Below are 23,416 nucleotides of genomic sequence, written 5' to 3' on the forward strand. Positions count from 1 at the left end.
ACTTTGAAGTTAGTGAATACTATTCAGAGTTCATCCTTCCCTACCTTCGTATCATGAACGATATCAATTCTCGTGAAGACGTCATTTTACTCGTTAATTCCTTTTATAAAAAGGTTCGAAAGGACACCCTCATAGGTCCTGTTTTTGAGAACCGAATAAAGGATGACTGGGAGCCCCATTTGCAAAAGATGTACGGATTCTGGGAGAATATACTCTTTGGAAACAACGCCTATAACGGACGCCCCTTCCCGCCACATGCAACACTAGGAATAGACGTCCCACACTTCGAAAGATGGATTACCCTATTCCATGAAACGCTAGACGAGCTCTTTGAGGGAGCACGAGCTGACGAGGCAAAGAAAAGAGCGGTTTTGATTGGCAGGGTGTTCTTGGGGAAATTGGAGATGATGGGGAGAGCGGGGTCGTGAGGGATCTCTCGCAGAGAAAATGAGGATTACGTGGTGGAGAGAGTCCGCAGAGGATGAGCGTGGTGTGGTTCACGCAAAACCGCAAAAAAAATAAATGCCCTATTTACTTTGACAAAATCAATCGCCTGCGAGTTAGCCAAACCGTTAGAATGAATTCCGAGATCGTAGGCACGGTGCTTTAGCACGTGCCGCTGGTAGGGTAACCGGATTCGTGGAAGATTCTCTCGCAGGGAAAATAAAGAATACGTGGTGGAGAGAGTCCGCAGAGGATGAGCGTGGTGTGGTTCGTGCGAAACCGCAAAAAACATTGCGCCATTTGCTACTACAAAATCAATCGCCTGCGAGCTAGCCGACCGTTAGATTGAATGCAGAGATAGTAGGCACGGTGCTTTAGCACGTGCCGCTGGTAGGGTAACCGGATTCGTGGAAGATTCTCTCGCAGGGAAAATAAAGAATTCGTGGTGGAGAGAGTCCGCAGAGGATGAGCGTTGTTTGGTTCACGCAAAACCGCAAAAAATAAATGCCCTATTTACTTTGACAAAATCAATCGCCTGCGAGTTAGCCAAACCGTTAGATTGAATGCCGAGATCGTAGGCACGGTGCTTTAGCACGTGCCGCTGGTTGGCAAACCGGATTCGTGGGAGATCTCTCGCTGAGAAAATGAGGAATTCGTGGTGGAGAGAGTCCGCAGAGGGGTGAGCGTTGTGTGGTTCACGCAAAACCGCAAAAAACATTGCGCTATTTGCTCCGACAAAATCAATCGCCTACGTGTTAGCCAAATCATCAGACCGAGTTCCTAGATCATAGGCACGGTGCTTGAGCACGTGCCGTTTGTGAGGGTCAAATGCTCCTACAAGACAACCTCATCATGAGCTACCTTGAGCGCCTTTAAATCGTCGATTACAAAGCCAGATAAACCTGGCCAGATGGTTCTGAATACTTCTCCCCTGTGCCTAATAACCAACACCTCGACATCTTGATGGTTGTTGTTCTTGCGCGTTTCGAAGGTGAGATTCGTCGCCGATTTATCTAGTGTGACAGTCGAACCGCCTTTGTTATATATAACCTTCAGTTCTCCTGAACTCGAATCAAGCTCAAGAGCGAAAATCCGCTTTATTTGATAGAGATAGATGTAATATCCGAGCGCCAAACCAACTTCAAGTCCTATCAGCACAAGCAGAAAATCCCCACCTAAAAAATGAGCTACGATAGCAACAATCAGTGCAAAAATCGCCAGGGTTAAAAAGATTACCCGAACCAGTTTGTTATTGATTTCTACTCTCATACCATTCATTTCAAATATCATTACCCCATCCTAAATCCATATCGAAATACCAATCATGTATGCATCCCATGATTGAATCCCCGAGAGCCTTCCACAACACACTCCCCTCATTTTCTCTGTTAAAAATCACTCTCCGTGTCCTCTGCGTCTCTGTAGCTTGCCCGCCTGCCGGCGGGTGAGGCCATTCCACGCTCATTCCCAGCGAACTCTCTCTACCACCTATATCCCTCCAATTCTCTGCGAGAAAAATCACACCACGCCAAGCATCTCTGTGCCCTCTGCGTCTCTGTGTGAGGTTACTTCACGCTCATTCCCTGCGTTCTCTCTCCACCACGTAAAACTTTAATTCTCTGCGAGAATAACCACACCACACCAAGCATCTCTGTGCCCTCTGTTTCTCTGTGTGAGTTTCCATCACGCTCCCTGCGTTCTCTCTCCACCACACATATCCTTTTAATTCTCTGCGAGAATAACCACACACCGAAACCCCAAATGCTCCTGCCCACTATCATAAGCCGTCGCCATTCTCGCACTAGGACGATAATTGCTGCAATACTGATCACTGCACAGGAATGATCCCCCTTTCGTCACTCGAGTAGGCGACAATGGATTTTGTGGATCAAAACTGGAGCTTGGACCATTGGGATTGATACAGCCCTTTGTGCTTGCTATTTCGCTGTTACGTCGGTGAGTATCGGGCCGATACCAATCGCTTGTCCACTCCCACACATTCCCAATCATATCATAGAGTCCGAGACCATTGGGTGGATAAGTCTTAACCGGCGCAGTAGTCGCAAAACCATCAAGCCGAGTGTTGTTGTCAGGGAAAGTGCCTTGAAAATAATTGGCTAAGTAAGCACCATCAGGTTGGAGCTCATTGCCCCATGCAAATGGCTTTGGTGCTGCTCCGCCTCTGGAGGCCACCTCCCATTGAGCTTCGGTAGGCAATGACTTTCCCGCCCATTCGGCATATGCTTGAGCATCTTCAAAAGCGATGTGAACAACGGGATGATTCTCCTTCCCTTCTATGGTTGAATTTGGCCCATGAGGATGACGCCAATCGGCGCCGACCTCCCATTTCCACCACTGCGAAATGTCGTATAAGTTGGCGATTTCAGAAGGCTCAAAAATAAGCGACCCAGGTCGCAAGAGAGAATCATGTGGACGTGCCGTTCCCGCCGGAAGTTGTTTCTTCAACTCCTCCCAATCCACTGGTCGCTCTGCCACTGTTTTATACCCTGTAGCTTCAACAAAAGCTGCGAATTGAGCATTGGTAACCTCTGTTTCATCTATCCAATATCCATCTAGAATGACTTCATAGGCGGGGCCTTCCACAATCTTGGCTTCAGAATCAACACTGCCAATCACATACCTTCCTCCAGGAACCCACACCATCCCTTCAATAACCGTATCAGGTTCGTTGATGACAACATCTTCAACAGTCGGCTCAGATGATTGAATTGTCTGTTTAGTGGCTTCAGTTGAGTCGCACGACGTGAGGAAAAGCACGCCTGTTGCGAGAGTAAGTATGATCTTTTTGGAGAGAATCATATGTGATTGGATATCAAAATTTATAAGCCACCCCAGCGGTTATAGCCAAGGAACTATAGTGTTCAACTTTATAATCGTAAGCGATACCAAGAAGCATTTCGTAATGCTCGTCAAAAGAATGGGCTACCTCTCCTCCGAGACGAACTACTCCAAAGGTTTCATCTCCAAACTCCGCTCCACCACCTGCGTACATAAACCAACGCCCTATTCGATGCCCAACTATGCCAACCGTCGCAACGGGAAAATTGCGCTCAAATACGGCATCTCCGTCACTGGGAGTTTCAAACTCAAAAGACTCGAAAATGACGTCGGTATGCAGACCAACAATCCATCTTTCGTGAATGTAATAGTTGTAGTCCAGTGCCCAAGAAGGTAGGGATACAGGGGTGCGTTCGCCATCGCGAACCCCCTCAAACACAAGGGTGTGACCAATGGAAAGCGATAGTGAGGAATAGGTTGGTTCTTCGGCTTCCTGCGCAAAAGATTGCATAGGGACAAGTAGCAGAAGGAGTACGGTAATGGATTGGTGTTTCATACCGTATGAAGGTAAAAAAACGCGTTGGAATAAGCGCCTACGCCTTTCGGAATGAAACCGAAATCGATGTTCCTTTTCCTTCTCGACTGAAGATTTCGAGTTTTCCTCCGTTCGCCTCTGTGAATTCTCGCACGAGCTGAAGTCCAGTTCCAGTGCCGCTTTCGAGTTCTGTACCCCGTTCGGACATTCGTCTGCCTTCTTCGAAAATCTTCCGACGTACCTCTTCGGTCATTCCCACTCCTTTGTCTTCAACCACAAAGTGAACCCATGCACCATCTTCCTTCACAACGGTGCGCACCTCTTGACCTCGGTGTGAGAACTTTGCGGAGTTGCTCAATAAGTTACGGAGTATTATGCCCAGGTGACTTTCATCGCATTGCACCTGAGGTGAAGGGTCTGGGCATTCAATATGATGCGCAATCTCCTTACCTTCAAAGTTAGATTGAACGAGCCCATAGGCGTTATCGATTGCCTCGCGAGCATCAACGGCATCAGAAGAAGACGTCATCCCTTTATCCATTTGAGAGCGCGCCCAAACTAATACGTCGGTTAAATTTGCAAGCGATTTATCGGCGGTTTCATTGATTCGCTCGAAGAAAGTTTTCATCTCTTCTTCGTTCACGGCACCGCTCAGTATGAGTTCCGAAACACTTTTTACTTGAGCGAGTGGTGATCGCAGGTCATGACTGATAAGTGTCAAGAGCTTGTCTTTATCAGCACTAGACTTTTTGAGTAATTTCTGATTCTCCGTCAGCACACGTGTTTGCTCATCCAGCTGTGTATTCTGACTAGAAATCATCTTGTTTCTTTCTTCTAGAATAGCATTCAATTTCCGCATGCGACGGTTACCTCTATATTGAAAGTACCAGGCGATTCCCGCACCCAAGGCAGCTAAGAGGGCCAAGACGAGCAGCGCAGAATTTCGTTGAATGATCAGGTCATTGATTTGCTTTTCTCTTTCAAGTTTTTCTGATTCGGCAAGTGCTTCATTTAGCTCGCTCTCTAGTAAGACTAGCTCGAAGTTATCGTTCAGCAACTCCTTGGTGAAGCTTTGTAATGAATCTGAGTAAAAGAGCGCTCTTTGATAATCTCCTTCCTCTCGACTTAGATCCACAGCAGCGCGAAGCGCATATCGCAATCCGCTTTTAATCCCAAGTCGTTCGCTATCATCCAATACATCTTCGATGAGCTCCCATGCGATATCATACTCACCCTTACCCCAATGATTTCTAGCAATTGCTGTACGGAAGTAGATCGTAGCATAAAGGTCATTGATATCCGTCGCTAGAGACATGGCAGAATCCAAGTAGAGTCTGGCTTCATTGTACAATCCGCGTTCATTAAGACCTTCTGCCAAGGCGCCAAGTGCATAGGCACGTTCGAGTTTACTAGAGCCTTGAGCAGCATCGAATTTCAGGGCACTTCGAGCGAGTGAAATGGCCGTATCAACATTGCTCAATTGTAAGTAAACGGATGACAATTGAGTGTAGAGGCTTGCGAAATACGAGGAGTCTTCGCTCAACACCGCAAGCTCAATTGCTTCCTGAATGTAGTTCAGACTAGGACGATACTCTTCTCGATCGTAAAAGAGCAGTGAGAGTCCATAGCTTATATCAATTAAGCCGAACGTATCACCGACGGTGGTGCAGTAGTTACGAGCCGTAAAGAAGTGTTTGGCCGCTTCTTCGTGAAGTCCCATTTCGTTGTAGGCTTCAGCTAGGTAAACATCGTTGTAAGCGAGGGAAATCGAATCTCGTTCCAGTTCCATCAGATTCCGCGCGTACAAGAAGTAGTGGATAGCGGAATCATATTGAGATACCATGTAATAGCTATCCCCTTTGATTTCATACAGCCAGCCTTCCAAGTAACGAGGAATTTGGCCTCTGTGTGAACGGAGTAAATGATCCACATTCTCGCGGCTTAACAATGGAGAAATCCGAACCTCTTCATACAGCTCAAAAACTCGATCTTCGAGTGTAGCTGTATCTAGAGTATGCGAAAACCCACTTGTGGGGAATGCGAATAGTAAAAAAAACGTAGCTCGTAGGAACGCTTTCATGGTTGGTTAGGCCAGTAGTATTGGGCAGCTGGAAGGTAGCTAAAAAAAGCTCAGGTCGTGGGAAACCTCAATCTTTCTATAAAATCAAGATAGAGTACCCCAAGCGAATTCCTCCGTAGCCGTCGGAGCCGTTCGTGTCATCCCGAATTATAAAGCCTTCGATCACATCTGAGAAGTAATAGTGTCCCATGAACTCTACCGACAAGGCGCTCGTTTCAGTCAGCCTCCATTTGATACCTCCACCGAAGCCAAGATTGAATGCGCTATTCGTTCCGGGATAAAGAGTTACCCCATCGCCAAATTGAATGTCATCCGGAAATGAAGCCTGAGAAAATGCCACACCGCTGCTCATCTTCAAATACAAGGTGCTTCGGTTTGCCTGGTAGCGCTTTCCGAACCTGCGGAAGTGATAAATCATGTTTCCGTTGATCTCCACGATGTCGGATCGGAACGACAAGCCTCGTGTTGGATTGTCGTGGTTTGCGTCATCTCCCATGAGATAACCGTAGCCTACGCGGAGTCCCATTCCGAATTTAGGGGTGAAGAAGTGGTTATAATCCACTGCTCCATAAAAACCCATTTCGCGAAGGATATTACCTGGATTGAGGCCTGATGTTAGCTCGCCGTTGTAATTCATGGTGCCGACAGAGAACTGAATTTCCTGGTATCTAAGCGCTCTCTGACCTAAGGCAAAGACACTCGAGAGAAGCAGTGAAAGGATGAAAATCTTACGCATAGAATTGGAACGAAATTTCCTCAAAGATAGTCCATGCGTCAGAGAATTCTTAAAAAGTGCCTGGCTTGAGTGCATTCATCCAACCGAATACAAGGCGAAATCCGAAATAATAGTCGGGTGACTGAGTCATATTCGTGGTGAAACCCTCTAACATATCATCTGGCACTTGCGACACGATTCCTTCGAACGCCAAATAGTTGTTGTAAGAAACCCGGTGTTTGAATCCTCCCCCAAATGAAATCGTCACTTTCGTGGAGGTTGCGCCATTAATATCCAGTGCCTGCTCCGATGGTGGCAGACTCACGGTTGAATTAAAAGCTCCGACACCGCCACCGATGAATAGGTAGGTAGTCCACTTTGTGTAGTAATGAAACCTACCCCACGGGAGAATATTTACCGTAGCTCGGAAATCCAAGAGGGCGGCGTAGGTATCGTATGAAAGACCACGAGCCTCATCAAAATTAGCATCGTCTCCGTGAAAATGAGCAAAGCTGAATCCAGCTCCGAGACCTATGTGCGGATTGAAATAATAATCACCTTGAAATCCAATTTGAGGGCGGGCTTCTTTGAAAAAAGCGGTGGTTTGAAAGTCAGTTGAAACATCATCAAAGGTGTGGGTAGATCCTACGAGAATTCCAACATTGTAGTGTGATGCATGACCCTGCCCATAGCCGAGAGAGTAAACTAGTAGGGCGGTTAGCAGGGAAATGGTTCGATTCATCTTACAAACATGAACAAGTTAGTGGTTGAATGCTCAGAATTGAATCGGTAGCCTTCCAAATCGAAACGCTGTAAATCGGTGAAGCTCTTTGGACGGTTCTCAATCATCCATTTAGCGAACATTCCCCTTGATTTTTTCGCAAAGAAACTCACGGTTTTAAGCTTCCCGTTGTGGTTCTCTTTGAAGTCTACTCTTACGCAATTCTCTCTGGGCCACGAAGGTAGCAGAATTTTGTACTCAGTGCTTGTTAAATCTACATAAAGCTGATCCTCTTCAAACCAAGATTGCGTCTTGGTTTTCCAAAAGACAGAAAGCGACTTACTGCCTACTTTCACCCCATCTTTCAAATCCAATCTGTAGGGCGAAATTGCATCACCACCCCGCAATACACCATACAAGGCACTCATGATGATTCCACTTTCGGCTGCATGCTTTTGATCAGAAGCGGATAATCCAGCGAAATCAAGCCCATCATATACGTCCCCTTGAAACGTGCCAATCGCAGGTGACAGACCATCAGATGCCGACCAACTAGACCATAGTTCTTTCGTCTGACTGGCCATGGCGTCGCTAAGAGACAGTCTGCTTTTTAGCTGCCGTTCACTCAACTTCTTCATTTGAGAAGCTATACGTTCCGCATCAACTGAGAAATCGGGTTGAGTTAGGGCGATTGAGCTCGAGGTTTCGAACACATCTTGCCGCTTTGAGGGACTGAGGATAAATTTCATGAGGCCGAATTAACCTAAAAACAAAAAACCCCGCAAGTGCGGGGTCTTCATTCGAAACACAAACGTATTTAGTCGGCTATTACCCAACGTTCTACGTCTTTCTTCACGTTGTCTTCGTATTCTACTTGATAGAGCATATCTCCACCTCCGGCTCTGAATAACCAGATACCTTGTTTTTTACCTTGAACATATTCGCCTGCGCTGAGCAATTCGCCTTCACTATCGTACAAGCGGTACTCGCCGTGAGGTTTGTTATTCAAGAATGAGCCTGTTTCTTTTACTACGCCGTTCTCATGGTATGCTACCATCTGTACGTAGTTGCCAAACATTGTATATTCTACTTTAGTCTGTCCGTTGTCGTAAGTCTCTGTCCTTACATCTTGAGCTGTAGCCAAGGCAGTGAATACTACCAAAAGTGCTGTTGTGAATAATGCTTTCATGTTCCTTCCTCATTTGTTGGTGTTAAGACAAAGTTAACTCAAAGTTACCTAACCACCAAACATTTTTACACTGGGTTAACATTGAGGTAACATTAAGGCTTCGAAATTGTTCGGCATCACTTTTGTTTTCAATAGAGCCGATTACATTTGCTATAAATCGAACGACCGTGAAAAAACTCTACACATACCTACCCCTCCTTTTGCTTACAGCCATTCTGGTTTCATGTAGCGGATCTAAGCGCATGTTTAAGCGCGGACAAGAGTTTGAGGATGCAGGTTTATATGAAGAAGCTGCCACAAGTTATATGGATGCGCTTCGCAGAGATGACGACAACATTGAGGCGCTTATCGCCCTTCGTGAGGTTGGACAAATTGTTGTGGATAATAAATATGGATACTTCTTCTCCGCCGTGCAGAATGGAGAGGACAAAGAGGCCATTCGCTATTACAAGGAAGCAGAAGACTTCAGATCAGCCTTGCGCAGATACAATATCGATATCGCACGACCATCTGGCCATGAAGAAGATTTCCAGCTAGCCCTCGCGCGTTACTTAGAAATACAATACCAAGCAGGAAGAGATGCCTTGGGACGAAAGGAATATGAGACCGCACAAGGAATCTTCGAAGAGATTCTTTCTCTTAAAGATGAATACAAGGACAGTGCAAATCTTCTCAGAATCGCAACAGCTCGACCACTTTATGCAGAGGCTATGGAAGCTTTCGACAATAGAGAGTACAGAAGGGCTTATCGCATTCTCGACAACCTCGAAAACGAAGTGGGTGAATTCGACCAGAGCGCACATTACAAAGCCATCGCCCTGAGAAATGGACAGTACGGTCTTGGTATTATGCAGTTCGAAAATCACACGGACTTCGGAGGAGTAGAGTCCCTATTATCGAGTAAGATTACCCGTAACCTCCAAGCGAAGAATGACCCGTTCTTGAAACTCATCGACCGAACCATGCTTGCACGCCTGACGGATGAGCAAATTCGAGCCATGTCGGGTCAGAGTGATCCCGTAACAGCTGCCGAAACTGGACAACTTCTTGGCGCCAAAGCGATTCTAGTTGGGGAGCTTGTGAGCATGAGTGTGGAGAAATCAAACCTTCGCAGAACTCGTCGACCAGGATACCTTGGCAGAAGGGTTACTCGTACGAATTCAGAAGGAGAGCGCTATACCACTATGATTTATGATAAGGTGTGGTATTATGATGTAGAGCAAACTATAAAGGTGAGCGCCATTCTTCAATTCAAGCTTGTTAGCGTTGAAACAGGTGAAATCCTATTAACGGATGCAATTACCGTTTCGGAAACAGATGAGATTGATTACTCAACTTATAGTGGCGAAACTCGTTACCTGTACATGGGTGAATGGAGAAACATAAGCACTCCACAGGCTGGCGACCGTCGCTTAAGCGATTCGAGAAGTAAACGTCAGCTTGACGACCGCCTGAAAGCGCGTCAGTCGTTGCGTAGTGACGAAGAGATGAAACAAGAGCTATACACAGATTTATCTCAACGTGTGGCCGACCAGATTTATAGAACCTTCCTTCAGATAGAGGATTAATGAAATTGAAACTATACATAGCATCCCTTTTAATTGGATTTGGAATCCTTTCGGGTTGTGGGTCTTCCGAAAATGTGAGTTCTGGAAGTACAAGAACACCGGAGTGGACCCAGTCTAAACCAAGCGATCCATTCGCCTATGTAGGCATCGGAGTTGCTAGGATACAATCGGATGGCAGCCACCTTCAAACTGCGAAAAATGCGGCTTTATCTGACCTGGCAAGTGAGATTTCTGTGGAGATTTCTTCGACCAGCTTGCTCCATCAAATGGAAACAAATCGTCAGTTTAGAGAAGAGTTCAGAGCACAAACGGAGATTAATTCTTACGAGGACATCGAGGGGTTTGAGCTTACTGGGAGCTATGAGGGCAAGGACTATTACTGGGTTCAATACAAGCTCGACAAAGCGGAATATGCGCGCATTCGTGCCGCAAGGAAGCAATCGGCTGTATCAAGAGCCGTAGCTTTCTATAACCTAGCTAAGGAAGCTGCAAGAGCAAATGAGATTCAACCTTCGTTATCGCATGCTTTCTCTGCGCTTTCGGAGCTGAAGCCTTATTTAAATGAACCGATTAGAAGCGAGCAAGTCGAAGGAGACTTTGGCATTGTTTTATATTCCTTCGTCGATTCTATTCTCGGAAGTATCCGCGTTACGCCTGTTCAAGAAACAGTAGAAATCATCAGGTATGACGAACCCGTGCACCGCTCGTTTTATCAAGTGCAGGATAGTCGCGGACAATGGTTAGAGAACATACCTGTATATATCTATTACACAGGCGGATTCTTGCGCAATACACAGACGATTTCTGAATCTAGCGGCATGGTTGCCTTCGCACTTCCCGTGGCTGACGCAGAAACTAGCTTTGAGCGTGTGGAAGCGGACGTGAACTATGTAGCGCTTGCAGAAAATGCTACGCGAGATCCCCTGTTGAGAATGATGATCTCGAGATTCCCAAGTAAAAAGGCGCTCGTTCGAATCGAAGTTCGTTCTCCAAAAGTCTACATCAGCTCCTCTGAATATTCGGGCGATGAAGAAATGACCTCGCCTCCGATAACTCAGGCATTGAGAAGATTTCTACTCGCTCAGAAATTTCAAATTGTGAATGATCAAGAGCAGGCGGACATGACAGTTGAGATTTTTGCAAAATCCACCATGAATGGTCGCCAAAACGAAATGTACTTGACCAGACTATCTGGTGAAATCAGAATTCAAGATGATATGGGTCGCCTACAACGAAGCTATCCGTTGGATGGATTCCGTGGTGTGCAACTTTCGGCAGAGCTTTCGTCTCAAGATGCATATCGACGCGCAATTCGAGAACTTGAAGACCACGAATTCAGGAAATTATTTTTGAATTAGCGCAGGCTTCACACAAAATTAAGCTGATTCACAGAGGGATTACGGCTCAAATTTATTATGTTTGAGCAAAAGATTTATTATGCGTCCCGAAGAAACTGTGGATTTCCACATCAAGTTCACCTGGCAGGGGATTGCTCGTTGGTATAATGATGTAGCCGCTCAGTACGACTCAACCATGGCCACGGGTTATGTGTTGTTGAATATCGATCAGCAGCAAGGAACTCCAAGCACAAGTTTAGGTCCGAAAATGGGCATGGAGCCCACCAGTCTTTCACGTCTTCTAAAAGTAATGGAGGACCGAGGCTTTATTAGACGAGAACCACATCCAGAAGATGGACGCGTGGTTCTTATTTTTTTGACACCTCTGGGACTTGAGAAACGAGAGCACGCGAAAGATGCAGTGCTTCGCTTCAACAATGCCGTACAAGAAAAGGTTAGTAAGACAGACCTCAATGGTTTTTTCAGGACCATGAACAAGATCAACATACTTATAGAACAACTCAACGAAGAACTTCACCATGAAGAGAATCATTCGTAAAGCAGCAGTCTTAGGCTCCGGCATTATGGGCAGCAGAATTGCTTGCCACCTTGCCAATAAAGGAGTCGAAGTTTTATTGCTCGACATCCCGCCGAGGGAACTAAACGAAAAAGAGACTGCCAAAGGGCTTTCTCTCGAAGATCCTCGCGTTCGTAATCGAATTACAACCGAGAATTTTCAAACCGCACTAAAGTCGAACCCCGCTCCCCTATTCGACAAGGCTTTTGCCTCTAGAATATCGCTTGGGAATTTCGATGACGACCTTTCCAAAATAGCCGACGTAGATTGGATCATTGAGGTTGTTGTTGAACGACTCGACATTAAGCAACAACTATTCGAAAGAGTAGAGAAGTATCGCAAGCCGGGCAGCCTCATCACTTCTAATACAAGTGGTATCCCTATTCATTTGATGACGAAGGGGAGATCTGAAGATTTCGTCAAGCACTTCTGTGGAACGCACTTCTTCAACCCACCGCGCTACCTTCGCCTTCTGGAAATCATACCTACTCCTCACACTTCGCAGGAAGTTGTGGACTTCTTCATGGAGTACGGCGATAAGTACTTAGGCAAGACTACCGTTCTCGCCAAAGACACTCCAGCGTTTATTGCAAACCGAATTGGCATCTACGGCATCATGGACCTCTTCCACCAAGTGAAAGAAATGGGAATGACGGTCGAAGAGGTGGATAAACTCACCGGCACGCTTGTTGGTCGTCCCAAATCGGCAACCTTCAGAACCTGCGATGTTGTTGGATTAGATACACTCGTTCACGTGGCCAATGGTCTCTACGAGGCTTGTCCGGACGACGAGAAAAGAGACGTGTTTAAGTTGCCTGACTTCATCGATAAGATGATGGAGAACAAATGGCTCGGAGATAAAACGAGACAAGGCTTCTATAAAAAGGTGAAAGGAGATGACGGCTCTAGTGAAATTCTAGCCATGAATCTCGACACCATGGAGTACGCTCCAAAAGGTCGTCCGAAGTTTGGCTCACTCGATGCAGCGAAACCGATTTCAGATCTAAAAGAGAGAATCGCATTCTTAGCAAAAGCGAAAGACAAGGCAGGAGAGTTCTACCGTGCATCATATGCGGGACTTTTCGCTTACGTCACACACCGAATCCCAGAGATTTCTGACGAACTATTCCGCATCGACGATGCTATGCGTGCAGGCTTCGGTTGGGAACTTGGGCCGTTTGAACTGTGGGATGCCGTTGGTTTAGAGCACGGATTGAAATTCATTGAAGCGCGCGGCGAAAAGGCGGCCGACTGGATTTCAGACATGCAGAAGAAGGGTGTCAAATCATTCTATAAAACCGAGGGTGGAACACGCTACTATTACGACGTAGAAAGCGGAGATTACAAGGCGATTCCAGGTCAAGGTTCATATATCATTCTCGACACGATTCGCGGCACCAAGACCATTTGGAGCAATAGTGAAAGTGCTATTCAAGACTTGGGAGATGGCATCATCAATTTCGAGTTCCGATCTAAGATGAACTCGCTCGGCGGTGGTGTATTAGCTGGAATGAACAAGGCGATTGACCTGGCCGAAAAGGAATATGAAGGCCTGGTGATTGGTAACCAAGCTTCCAACTTCTCGGTAGGCGCCAATCTGGGAATGATTTTCATGATGGCCATTGAGCAGGAATGGGATGAACTCAACTTCGCGATTAAGCACTTCCAAGACACCATGATGCGCGTTCGCTATAGCAACATCCCAGTAGTTGTGGCACCACATGGAATGAGCTTGGGTGGAGGTTGCGAAATGACACTTCACGCTGATGCCGTACAAGCTTCGGCAGAAACCTACATGGGACTAGTAGAGTTCGGTGTGGGTGTTATCCCTGGTGGTGGTGGAACGAAAGAACTTACGCTTCGCGCCAGCGACCGCTATGTAAAGGATGATGTCGAGTTGAACGCATATCGCGAGAACTACCTCACCATAGGTATGGCGAAGGTTGCCACATCGGCACAAGAAGCCATGAACTTAGGATTCTTAGTTGAAGGTAGAGACCACTACTCCATGAACGTGAATCGCCAGATTCAGGATGCCAAGCAAAAGGCGCTCATGCTAGCACAGCAAGGGTACCAAGCTCCTATCGAAAGAAAGGATGTAAAAGTGCTAGGCAAGCAGGCACTTGGAATGTTTAAGGTAGGTGCCTTCCAAATGCGTGAAGGTGGATACATCTCAGATCACGATTTGAAGATGACTGAAAAACTCGCTTGGGTAATGGCAGGTGGAGACCTATCAGAACCAGCGGAGGTGAGCGAATCATACTTATTGAAACTAGAGCGCGAGGCTTTCCTCAGTCTTTGTGGTGAGCGCAAAACGCTTGAAAGAATACAACACATGTTGAAGACGGGTAAGCCGCTTCGCAACTAAAAGAAAGAAACACAATGGATGCATACATCGTAGCAGGATACCGAAGCGCCGTGGGCAAAGCTCCACGAGGCACATTGCGCTTCTTTCGTCCGGACGACCTCGCCGCTCAAGTGATTAAACACTTGATGGACAGTGTTCCGGAATTTGACCATACGCGCATTGACGACGTTATTGTTGGGAATGCAATGCCAGAGGCCGAGCAAGGCTTGAACGTTGGTCGACTTATCTCTTTGATGGGACTTGACACTGTCGACGTTCCAGGAGTGACCGTTAATCGGTATTGCAGTTCTGGATTGGAAACCATCGCTATGGCTTCGGCGAAAATTCACGCTGGAATGGCAGATGCCATTATCGCGGGGGGAACGGAGTCGATGAGCTACATCCCCATGGGCGGATGGAAAGTGACTCCGAACTACGAGCTTTCAAAACACCATGCCGACTATTACAACGGTATGGGATTGACGGCTGAGGCGGTAGCGAATCAATTCAAAGTGAGTCGTGAGGATCAAGATCAATTCGCGTTCAACAGCCACCAAAAAGCTTTGAAAGCAATTGAAACCAATCGATTTGCCGACGACATCGCGCCTATCAATATTGAGGAGAACTTCCTCAATAGCAAGGAGAAAATCGAAACCAAGAAATACGTGTTCGATACAGATGAAGGTCCGCGTGCCGACACAAGTGTTGAAGCGCTCGGTAGACTTCGCCCTGTATTTGCGCAGGGAGGTTCTGTAACGGCAGGTAACTCATCACAAACTTCGGATGGAGCTGCCTTTGTTCTTGTGGTAAGCGAGAAAATCTTGAAGGAGTACAACCTCAAGCCAATTGCCAGAATGGTTAGCTATGCGGCCGCGGGTGTGGAGCCGCGAATCATGGGAATTGGTCCGGTTAAAGCCGTACCACTCGCATTGAAGCAGGCGAACATGAAGTTGGATGATATCGACCTCATCGAATTGAACGAGGCATTTGCATCGCAAAGTTTGGCGGTTGTCCGCGAATTGGGAATCAACCAAGACCTTTTGAATGTGAATGGTGGTGCGATTGCACTTGGACACCCGCTTGGATGTACAGGAGGAAAACTAACGGTTCAAATTCTGAACGAGTTAGCGAAGAGAGATAAGAAATATGGACTCGTAACCATGTGCGTGGGAACTGGTCAGGGTGCGGCAGGCATTTTCGAACGAATGAACTAATTAGAAATGGCGACTGAAGAGAAAGATTTTATCAAAGGAGGAGAATTCCTCATTCGCGACATCCAACCGGAGAATGTATTCATTCCGGAGGATTTTAGCGAGGAACAAATGATGATGGCGCAGGCAACAACAGACTTCATTGACAAAGAAGTTTGGCCGAATAAAATGCGCTTTGAAAACAAGGATTACGACTTCACCCTCGAGGTGATGAAAAAAGCCGGAGAGCTTGGTCTACTTGGTATATCTGTTCCAGAAAACTACGGAGGTCTTGGTATGGACTTCAACACCGGCATGTTGGTATGCGATCGAATTTCAGGAGCAACGGGAAGCCTTTCCACGGCTTACGGCGCTCACACTGGAATTGGTACGCTACCTATCCTCCTTTATGGAAATGAAGAACAAAAGCAGAAATACTTGCCAAAACTCGCCTCTGGTGAGTGGATTGGCGCCTACTGCTTGACAGAGCCGGGAGCGGGTTCGGATGCCAACTCTGGCCGTACGAAAGCTGAGCTCACCGACGATGGAAAGAACTACGTGATTAATGGACAGAAAATGTGGATCTCGAATGCGGGATACGCGGACCTCTTCATTGTTTTTGCACGTATTGAAGATGACAAGAACATTACAGGCTTCATAGTCGAAAAAGGAGCCGAAGGCCTCACACTAGGCGATGAAGAACACAAGATGGGAATTAAGGCTTCCAGCACTCGTCAAGTGTTCTTCAACAATGTAACCGTGCCAGTAGAAAATCTACTTGGTGAGCGAAACGGTGGATTTAAAATTGCGATGAATGCACTCAACGTGGGGCGTATCAAACTTGCTGCTGCTTGTTTGGACGCCAACCGTCGAGGTATTAGTGTGTCTGTAAAATACGCTAATGAGCGTGAGCAATTCAAGCGTCCTATTTCAAGCTTTGGAGCAATTCAAGCCAAGTTTGCGGATATGGCAACGAAGCATTTCGCGGCAGAAAGTGCGACATACCGTGCGGGACAGGATGTAGAGAACAATATCAAGCGTCTCGAAAACGGAGGGATGGATCCTCAGCAATCCAAATTGAAGGGTGTTGAGGAATTTGCAATTGAATGCGCCATTCTAAAAGTTCACGTGTCAGAGGCTTCCAGCTTTATTGCTGATGAAGCTGTTCAGATTCATGGCGGAATGGGATTCTCTGCAGACACTCCGGTGGAGAGTGCTTATCGTGATGTAAGAATTGCGCGTATCTATGAAGGTACGAACGAAATCAACCGTATGCTTACGGTGGGGATGTTGCTGAAGAAGGCAATGAAAGGAGAGCTCGATCTGATGTCACCTGCTATGAAAGTTGCTGGTGAATTGATGGAGATTCCTGATTTTGACACTCCAGACTTTTCGAAGCCACTCTCAGAAGAAGCTGTGCTTCTCGGAAAGATGAAGAAGGCCATCCTGATGGTTGCCGGCAAGGCTGTGGAAAAATTTGGAATGGATGTGGAAGAAGAGCAAGAAGTACTCATGACTGTTGCGGACATGGTAATTGAAACCTATGTAGCACAGAGTGCTGTACTCCGCGCACAAAAATTGGCGGATCGCGGACATGCGAATGCCGAAGCTGCGGCAGAGATGGCTCGCTTGTACATGCACTTCGCAATTGAAAAGCTTCACCTCATGGGTAAGGAAGCGATTTATGCAATTGCCGAAGGAGATGAGCAACGCATGATGTTAATGGGCTTGCGACGATTCACCAAGTGGCAGAATCCACCAAACCCGAAAGAGCTCAGAAGAGCGATAGCGAAACGCATCATAGACGAGAACAAGTATCCGTTCTAAGTCAATAAACTAACTGTCCCGTTTTCGCAAGAACTCGGGACAGTTTTCTTTTAACCCTACTCTATCAAAACCTTGTTCACCCGAATTAGGTTAAACATCTTTGTACATCTAAATAAGATTGACATGCAGAGTGTAAACCCACTTCTCCCGCCATACAATACTCCGGACGAGACTGTTCCTTTTGATAAAATTTCTAACTCAGATTTCATTCCTGCCATTGAAGAGGGAATTGAGATGGCTCGCGAGAGAGTTGATGCCATTGCTGCTACTGAAGATCCAACGTTCGAAAGTGTAATTGAGGCACTTGAATTTTCGAGCTTAGAATTAAATCGAGTTGCGGAGGTATTCTTCAACCTCAATTCAGCTGAAACGAATGATGAGATTCAGTCGGCTGCCAGAGAAATTTCACCTAAACTCACAGCCTTCGGAAATGACGTTTTGCTCAACGCTGCGCTATTCGAGAAGGTTGACGCGGTATATCGTCAAAAAGAAAGCCTGAACCTCTCTGGGGAACAAAATCGCTTGCTCGAAAAGACATGGAAATCTTTCACCAGAAATGGCGCGAGTCTTTCAGATGAAAAAAAGGAGGAACTCCGAAAGCTAGACGAGCAATTGAGCACTCTAGGTCTGCAATTCGGGGAGAATGTACTAGCTGACACGCATGACTTCACAATGCACTTAACGGATAAATCAGACCTCTCTGGTTTACCTGATTCAGTGATTGACATGGCCGAGGAGGCTGCTAAACAGCGCGAATTAGAAGGATGGGTATTCACGCTAGACTACCCGTCGTATATGGGTTTTATGACTTACGCGGACAATAGAGCATTACGCCATAAAATGTGGAGTGCCTTTTCGAAGCGCGGGTATAATGAGAATGACAACAACAATACTCAGATCGTACAGAAAATTGCTGACCTACGCGCTAAAAGGGCCCAGCTTCTTGGGTTTAAAACACATGCCGACTTTGTACTAGCTGAGCGAATGGCTGAAAAGCCTTCTACGGTTGTTTCGTTTCTCCAGAACTTAAAAGAAAAGGCATTACCGGCGGCAAAATCTGATGTTCAAGAGGTAGCGGATTATGCCGAAAAACGAGATGGAATTTCACCATTGCAGCGTTGGGATTTTGGCTATTACAGCGAAAAGCTCAAAAAGGAGAAATTCGACATTGATGACGAGGCGCTTAAACCGTATTTCCCGCTTCCACAAGTGCTTGACGGGGCATTCATTGTCGCACAAAAGCTCTATGGAATCACCTTTGAGGAACGTCACGATATTCCAAAATACAACGAAGAGGTACGAACATTTGAAGTGAAGAACAGCGACGGATCTCACCTCGCCATGTTCTATGCTGACTTCCACCCGCGTAAAGGCAAGAGGAATGGTGCGTGGATGACGTCATATAGGAGTCAGTATCAACTCGAAGGAACCGAGTACCGACCACACATCAGCATTGTATGCAACTTCTCACGTCCCACCAAATCTAAACCAGCCTTGCTCACCTTCCAGGAGGTTACAACGCTGTTTCACGAATTTGGTCATGCATTACACGGTATGTTAGCAGAAGGCACATATCCCGGATTAACGGGAACCTCTGTTTATTGGGACTTTGTGGAACTTCCGTCGCAAATCATGGAGAACTGGTGCTATGAGCCAGAGGCCTTGGCCCTATTTGCTAAGCACTATGAGACTGGAGAGGTTATCCCTCAGGAAATGGTGGACAAGCTAAGAAGGAGCGCCACGTTCCTAGAGGGCTACGCCACGATTCGACAGTTGAGCTTTGGATTCTTGGATATGGCTTGGCATAACTCTGAGGGTGGATTTTCTAGTGACGTTGAGCGGTTTGAAAAATCTGTATTCCGCGAGATGGAGGTCTTCCCCGAAACTACGGGATCGGCAATGTCTACCGCCTTCTCACACATCTTCCAGGGTGGTTACAGCGCTGGATATTATTCGTACAAATGGGCAGAGGTATTGGACGCTGACGCATTTGAGAGCTTCTTGGAGGAAGGTTTGTTCAATCCGGAGACAGCGAAGCGCTTCCGCAAACTTCTCTCTTCGGGAGGCACGGTGCATCCAATGGAGCTTTTTGTGGAATTTAAGGGGAAGGAACCGGATCCGGAGGCGTTGTTGAGGAGAGCTGGGTTGGTAAAGGCGTGAAAGATCAGGCTTGAGGCTTGAGGCTTGAGGCTTGAGGCTTGAGGCTTGAAGCTTGAAGCTTGAAAGGTGCTTCTTCTGGGGGGCGTTTAGCCCCTCCCCGGTCTCAAGTTACTAAGTATCCAAATGAACAGGCGGATTCTCAAGGGGACAAATTTGTCCTTTAACGTGAAGTTGAAAACTAGCCGATTGTAAACGTTTAATACACGACTTGGATGGCGTTAGCGGTGTAACTTCTGCCTGGGGAGGAGGAGTGGTGGCCCCCTGCCGCTCATAGCCGACGGTCCATTTCGAACTTAACGGTATCTTACCCACCCCACATCAATCCGAAATACTTCAGCACGTTATATTTTTTTTGAATAGTGCGCTAAAAGTTCAATGATTGAACTTTTAGCGCACCTTGTCGACTTCAACTTTGGTCAGATTTGCATTAGTATCAATTGTAAAATCAAACCAAGAAATTATGAAGCACACAAAAAAACGCCACTCCTTAAATCAAAAAGTAAAGATTGGAATGACTTCTACTTTACTCTTAGTTTCGGCCTTGAGTGGAGGTATCGCTGGAGTAGGTTTGCAAACTTTGGGAGCTTGGCCAAGCTGGCTCGGTGGTGATTATTATGATCAGGGAGACCCTGATTGCTCCTGTCACGATTACGAATTCTATCATTGGATTACCTGTCCGATTAAGAACCTGTGGGGACTCAACACCACAACACGCTGGAGCACGCCTGAAATTCACGAAGGAACTTGTGGTTCACATGGTCATTCCTAATTTTCTAAGACTCTACTTATTGCGTATGGCCGCTTGCCTAGCCGCAAACAGTCTTTATTGTCAAGATTTCCAGGCATTTGTCTGGACTCTTGATAATCGTCCCGCCTCTTATGCAAGAGTAGAATTTGGGGAAGAAATCAGGTACACAAGTGAAAACGGTGCAGTTACACTTCCTCGTGATTCTGTTGCAGAAGCGAGAATAAGCTTTCTCGGCTCAAGGGATACAGCCTGTCTCCTAAGAGCGTATGACACATTACATCTCATGGATAATAATCTTATTCTTCCCGACGTCGACATCACTCAATTTTTCGAGCACGACTATTTCCGACCACATAGAGCACGAAGAAGCATTCAAAGGGAACCAGGCGACATCTATTGCTATGGCTACACTGTGAAAGGTATAGGTAGGCTGGACTCGATTGAAATCAAGGTTGAAGAACTTATTCGTGAAACAAGCAGGATTCGAGCAGTCATATTTGATAGAACTGGAACAAGACTTAGTTGTAGCTCACCGCACCCAATTACTCCAAATCATTCTGGCGAATTCTATATCCCACTGAGCTTTTATACCCACGGCACGCAAGAGCTCTTTATTGGAATAGAGTTTTTAGAACTCGACCGAACCCCATTCCATGCCACCTCCCATCAATTTAGAGGCCAAGAAGGAGCAGTTCGCACGAGCAGAAACACCGGAGTAACACTTGCCGGAATGGAGTTGCGAGAGAACGAACTTTTGCTTCTAGCATCATGGTATAATGGTAGACTTAAGTGGCAGTTACTATCAAAGCACAATGGTCACGTGACACTAGTACCTTATACTTCAATTCATCACTCAGGAGATCTTGAAATTAATCAGACGAAAGATGAAATCAACGCTCAATATTGGTCAGAAGAATTTGAATCTCTTCCTGATTCCTACTTCCTACCTTGTAAATAAGGAAAAATAGCGTGTTCATCTTTCCAAACTAAAGACTTGCCATGCCACGGTTTGGAATTGTACCCTCACCCCCACCCTCCCATATTTCCCCTAACTTTACCGCATGAGTAAAGTCCGCGCGAAAAAACACCTTGGTCAACACTTTCTGAAAGACGAAAGTATTGCCGAACGCATAGCAAATGTCCTCTCCGGAAATGGATATGACCATGTCTTAGAGATTGGCCCAGGAATGGGTGTCCTGACACAATTTTTGCTACAAAAGGATTTTGAAACGTGGGTTGTTGAACTCGATAGTGAATCAGTCGTTTGGCTACAAGCACATTACCCAAAACTCAGTGACCGTATCGTTCAAGGTGATTTCCTTCGACATGATTTCAAGGCTCAGTTTGGTGATAAACCGTTCGCCATCATCGGGAACTTTCCATATAACATCAGCTCTCAAATCGTATTTAAAACGCTGGAGTTGAGAGACTACATTCCCGAATTCGGCGGAATGTTTCAAAAAGAAGTAGCTCAACGAATCGCTTCTCCTCCTGGGAATAAGAACTATGGCATTCTCTCGGTTCTTTGCCAAACCTATTACGACGTCGAATATTGCTTTACGGTGGATGAGCACGTGTTCAACCCACCTCCAAAAGTGAAGAGCGGGGTCATGGTGATGCGACGAAAGAATGAAGAGCCAAATGTGGCCTTTTCAAAGTTGAAAATGGTTGTAAAACTCGCTTTTAACCAGAGAAGAAAAACGTTGCGCAACGCCCTTAAATCCTTAACTTTCGAACATACGGCCGAAACAGAAGCTATGCTTCCAAAGAGAGCCGAGCAGCTTAGTTTCGAAGAATTTACGCAACTGACCAACGCCCTTTCATCATGAGCTTTGAACTCACCAACGAATACTTAGACTTCCTGAGGGACCTAATTGAAGCTGGTGATGCACAAAAGGCGGCAGCCGAACTTTGTGAGCATCACCCGGCCGATATCGCCGAAGTACTCGATGAACTCGATGAAGAAGAGGTACTTGCCATCACCACACACATCCCACCCGAACTCGTGGGTGAAGTCCTCATTCAATTAGATGAAGACGTCCGTAAAGACATCCTCGAAACCTATAGCGGAAAGCAGTTGGCCGAAGAGGTCGTTGAAAATCTCGATTCCGACGATGCCGCAGATATTCTTTCCGAACTCGATGAAGAGAAGAAACTAGAAGTTCTTTCAAATCTCGAGGATATTGAGCAGGCGAAGCAAATCGCCAACCTTCTTACACACGCCGAAAATACAGCAGGTGCCTTGATGGCAACGGAGCTCATCAAAGTAAACCACAATTGGACCGTCCTTCGTTGTGTGAGCGAAATGCGAAAGCAAGCCGAAGAAGTGGAACAAGTCCATGCGGTTTATGTGGTGGATGACAACGATGTCCTGCTAGGTTCGTTGAGTCTAAAAAAGCTCTTGACAACCTCCACGCGTACCCCAATTAAAGAGGTGTATAACGATAAAATTCACAGCGTTCGTTCTACTACCGACAATGAGGAAGTAGCTCGAATCATGAATAAATACGACATGTTTGTAGTGCCAGTAGTCGACGATATGGGTCGTTTACTCGGACGTATTACACTAGATGATGTTGTAGATGTGATTGTTGAAGAAGCGGATCGCGATTACCAACTTGCATCTGGTTTGAGCGACGACGTCGAAGTGAATGACTCCATTTTCGACATCACCAAAGCTCGCCTGCCATGGTTGCTTATCGGTCTCCTTGGAGGTGTCGTAGCAGCTTCAGTGATCGGCCAGAATGAAGCCGAACTGGGCAATATCCCTCAACTCGCCTTCTTCATCCCGCTTATTGCCGCGATGGGCGGTAACGTTGGTGTACAATCCAGTGCGATTGTAGTTCAAGCTCTAGCACACCAAAGTGTGACGGATACCGCTGTGCGACGATTGAGGAAAGAATTAAGTGTCGGCCTCGTAAACGGAATCATCTGTGCATTGGCGATTTATGGAATCAGCCTGGTTCTTGGATACGGTACAAAATTGGCGCTTACGGTCGGACTTGCACTTTTAGCCGTGATCATGTTTGCGAGCCTCTTCGGCACTTTTGTACCGCTTGTGTTAAACAAATACAAGGTTGACCCAGCTTTGGCGACAGGACCGTTCATTACGACAGCCAATGACGTGCTCGGGCTGTTCATCTACTTCGCCATTGGTTCGGCCATTTTCTAAAAAATGA

General features: G+C 46.4%; 20 protein-coding genes. 12 read left to right on the top strand and 8 right to left on the bottom strand.

What is annotated here, in order from left to right:
- Positions 1–53 precede the first annotated feature (53 nt).
- On the top strand, positions 54–428 hold the full coding sequence (locus F8C67_RS09735) for a group III truncated hemoglobin (protein WP_151667646.1): 375 nt from the start codon (positions 54–56) through the stop codon (positions 426–428).
- Between the two features lie 850 nt (positions 429–1,278).
- On the opposite strand, the gene F8C67_RS09740 is transcribed toward F8C67_RS09735, so the two are convergent.
- The 8 genes from F8C67_RS09740 to F8C67_RS09775 all read right to left on the bottom strand — a co-directional run bounded on the left by F8C67_RS09740 (position 1,279) and on the right by F8C67_RS09775 (position 8,483).
- Positions 1,279–1,713 (bottom strand): hypothetical protein, encoded by a 435-nt coding sequence (locus F8C67_RS09740; RefSeq protein WP_151667647.1) that lies wholly within the window; start codon positions 1,711–1,713, stop codon positions 1,279–1,281.
- Between the two features lie 453 nt (positions 1,714–2,166).
- Entirely contained in the window at positions 2,167–3,264 is a 1,098-nt protein-coding gene (locus tag F8C67_RS09745; RefSeq protein ID WP_151667648.1) for a formylglycine-generating enzyme family protein, read from the bottom strand.
- 13 nt (positions 3,265–3,277) lie between these two features.
- Positions 3,278–3,799: a hypothetical protein gene (locus tag F8C67_RS09750; protein WP_151667649.1), complete on the bottom strand. Its 522-nt coding sequence runs from the start codon at positions 3,797–3,799 to the stop codon at positions 3,278–3,280.
- Positions 3,800–3,836: 37 nt separating this feature from the next.
- Positions 3,837–5,858 (bottom strand): sensor histidine kinase, encoded by a 2,022-nt coding sequence (locus F8C67_RS09755; RefSeq protein ID WP_151667650.1) that lies wholly within the window; start codon positions 5,856–5,858, stop codon positions 3,837–3,839.
- A 76-nt stretch (positions 5,859–5,934) separates the two neighbouring features.
- Positions 5,935–6,594 (bottom strand): DUF6089 family protein, encoded by a 660-nt coding sequence (locus F8C67_RS09760; protein WP_151667651.1) that lies wholly within the window; start codon positions 6,592–6,594, stop codon positions 5,935–5,937.
- 49 nt (positions 6,595–6,643) lie between these two features.
- Positions 6,644–7,315 (bottom strand): outer membrane beta-barrel protein, encoded by a 672-nt coding sequence (locus tag F8C67_RS09765; protein ID WP_151667652.1) that lies wholly within the window; start codon positions 7,313–7,315, stop codon positions 6,644–6,646.
- Complete coding sequence (locus F8C67_RS09770; RefSeq protein WP_151667653.1) at positions 7,312–8,043, bottom strand: YaaA family protein; 732 nt, start codon at positions 8,041–8,043, stop codon at positions 7,312–7,314. Before F8C67_RS09770 ends, F8C67_RS09765 begins: the two co-directional genes overlap by 4 nt.
- A 68-nt stretch (positions 8,044–8,111) precedes the next feature.
- Positions 8,112–8,483, bottom strand: a complete 372-nt coding sequence (locus F8C67_RS09775) for a toxin-antitoxin system YwqK family antitoxin (protein ID WP_151667654.1) — start codon at positions 8,481–8,483, stop codon at positions 8,112–8,114.
- Positions 8,484–8,650: 167 nt separating this feature from the next.
- On the opposite strand from F8C67_RS09775, the gene F8C67_RS09780 reads away from it, so the two are divergent.
- The 11 genes from F8C67_RS09780 to mgtE all read left to right on the top strand — a co-directional run bounded on the left by F8C67_RS09780 (position 8,651) and on the right by mgtE (position 23,409).
- The gene (locus tag F8C67_RS09780; RefSeq protein WP_151667655.1) at positions 8,651–10,051 is read left to right on the top strand and encodes a CsgG/HfaB family protein; all 1,401 of its coding nucleotides are present in this window, start codon (positions 8,651–8,653) and stop codon (positions 10,049–10,051) included.
- Positions 10,051–11,409, top strand: a complete 1,359-nt coding sequence (locus F8C67_RS09785) for an LPP20 family lipoprotein (RefSeq protein WP_151667656.1) — start codon at positions 10,051–10,053, stop codon at positions 11,407–11,409. The genes F8C67_RS09780 and F8C67_RS09785 overlap by 1 nt, the downstream gene beginning before the upstream one ends.
- Positions 11,410–11,470: 61 nt before the next feature.
- Positions 11,471–11,947 carry a MarR family winged helix-turn-helix transcriptional regulator gene (locus tag F8C67_RS09790; RefSeq protein ID WP_317132319.1) on the top strand — a complete coding sequence of 159 codons (477 nt, stop codon included), beginning with the start codon at positions 11,471–11,473 and terminating at the stop codon, positions 11,945–11,947.
- The gene (locus F8C67_RS09795) at positions 11,928–14,333 is read left to right on the top strand and encodes a 3-hydroxyacyl-CoA dehydrogenase/enoyl-CoA hydratase family protein (RefSeq protein ID WP_151667657.1); all 2,406 of its coding nucleotides are present in this window, start codon (positions 11,928–11,930) and stop codon (positions 14,331–14,333) included. The genes F8C67_RS09790 and F8C67_RS09795 overlap by 20 nt, the downstream gene beginning before the upstream one ends.
- Before the next feature lie 14 nt (positions 14,334–14,347).
- On the top strand, positions 14,348–15,526 hold the full coding sequence (locus F8C67_RS09800) for an acetyl-CoA C-acyltransferase (RefSeq protein ID WP_151667658.1): 1,179 nt from the start codon (positions 14,348–14,350) through the stop codon (positions 15,524–15,526).
- Positions 15,527–15,532: 6 nt separating this feature from the next.
- Positions 15,533–17,329 (top strand): acyl-CoA dehydrogenase family protein, encoded by a 1,797-nt coding sequence (locus F8C67_RS09805; protein ID WP_151667659.1) that lies wholly within the window; start codon positions 15,533–15,535, stop codon positions 17,327–17,329.
- 123 nt (positions 17,330–17,452) lie between these two features.
- Complete coding sequence (locus F8C67_RS09810) at positions 17,453–19,489, top strand: M3 family metallopeptidase (protein WP_151667660.1); 2,037 nt, start codon at positions 17,453–17,455, stop codon at positions 19,487–19,489.
- A gap of 460 nt (positions 19,490–19,949) precedes the next feature.
- Positions 19,950–20,258, top strand: coding sequence for a hypothetical protein (locus F8C67_RS09815; RefSeq protein ID WP_151667661.1), 309 nt, complete (start codon positions 19,950–19,952; stop codon positions 20,256–20,258).
- A 262-nt stretch (positions 20,259–20,520) separates the two neighbouring features.
- The gene (locus tag F8C67_RS09820; protein ID WP_151667662.1) at positions 20,521–21,195 is read left to right on the top strand and encodes a hypothetical protein; all 675 of its coding nucleotides are present in this window, start codon (positions 20,521–20,523) and stop codon (positions 21,193–21,195) included.
- A 103-nt stretch (positions 21,196–21,298) separates the two neighbouring features.
- Positions 21,299–22,066, top strand: a complete 768-nt coding sequence (gene rsmA / locus F8C67_RS09825) for a 16S rRNA (adenine(1518)-N(6)/adenine(1519)-N(6))-dimethyltransferase RsmA (RefSeq protein WP_151667663.1) — start codon at positions 21,299–21,301, stop codon at positions 22,064–22,066.
- A complete protein-coding gene (gene mgtE, locus F8C67_RS09830; protein WP_151667664.1) occupies positions 22,063–23,409 on the top strand; it encodes a magnesium transporter in 1,347 nt (448 codons plus the stop codon). Before rsmA ends, mgtE begins: the two co-directional genes overlap by 4 nt.
- The last annotated feature ends 7 nt before the right edge of the window (positions 23,410–23,416 follow it).

Origin of the sequence: Phaeocystidibacter luteus, assembly GCF_008933115.1 — a bacterium.
Taxonomy (GTDB): Bacteria; Bacteroidota; Bacteroidia; order Flavobacteriales; family Schleiferiaceae; genus Phaeocystidibacter; species Phaeocystidibacter luteus.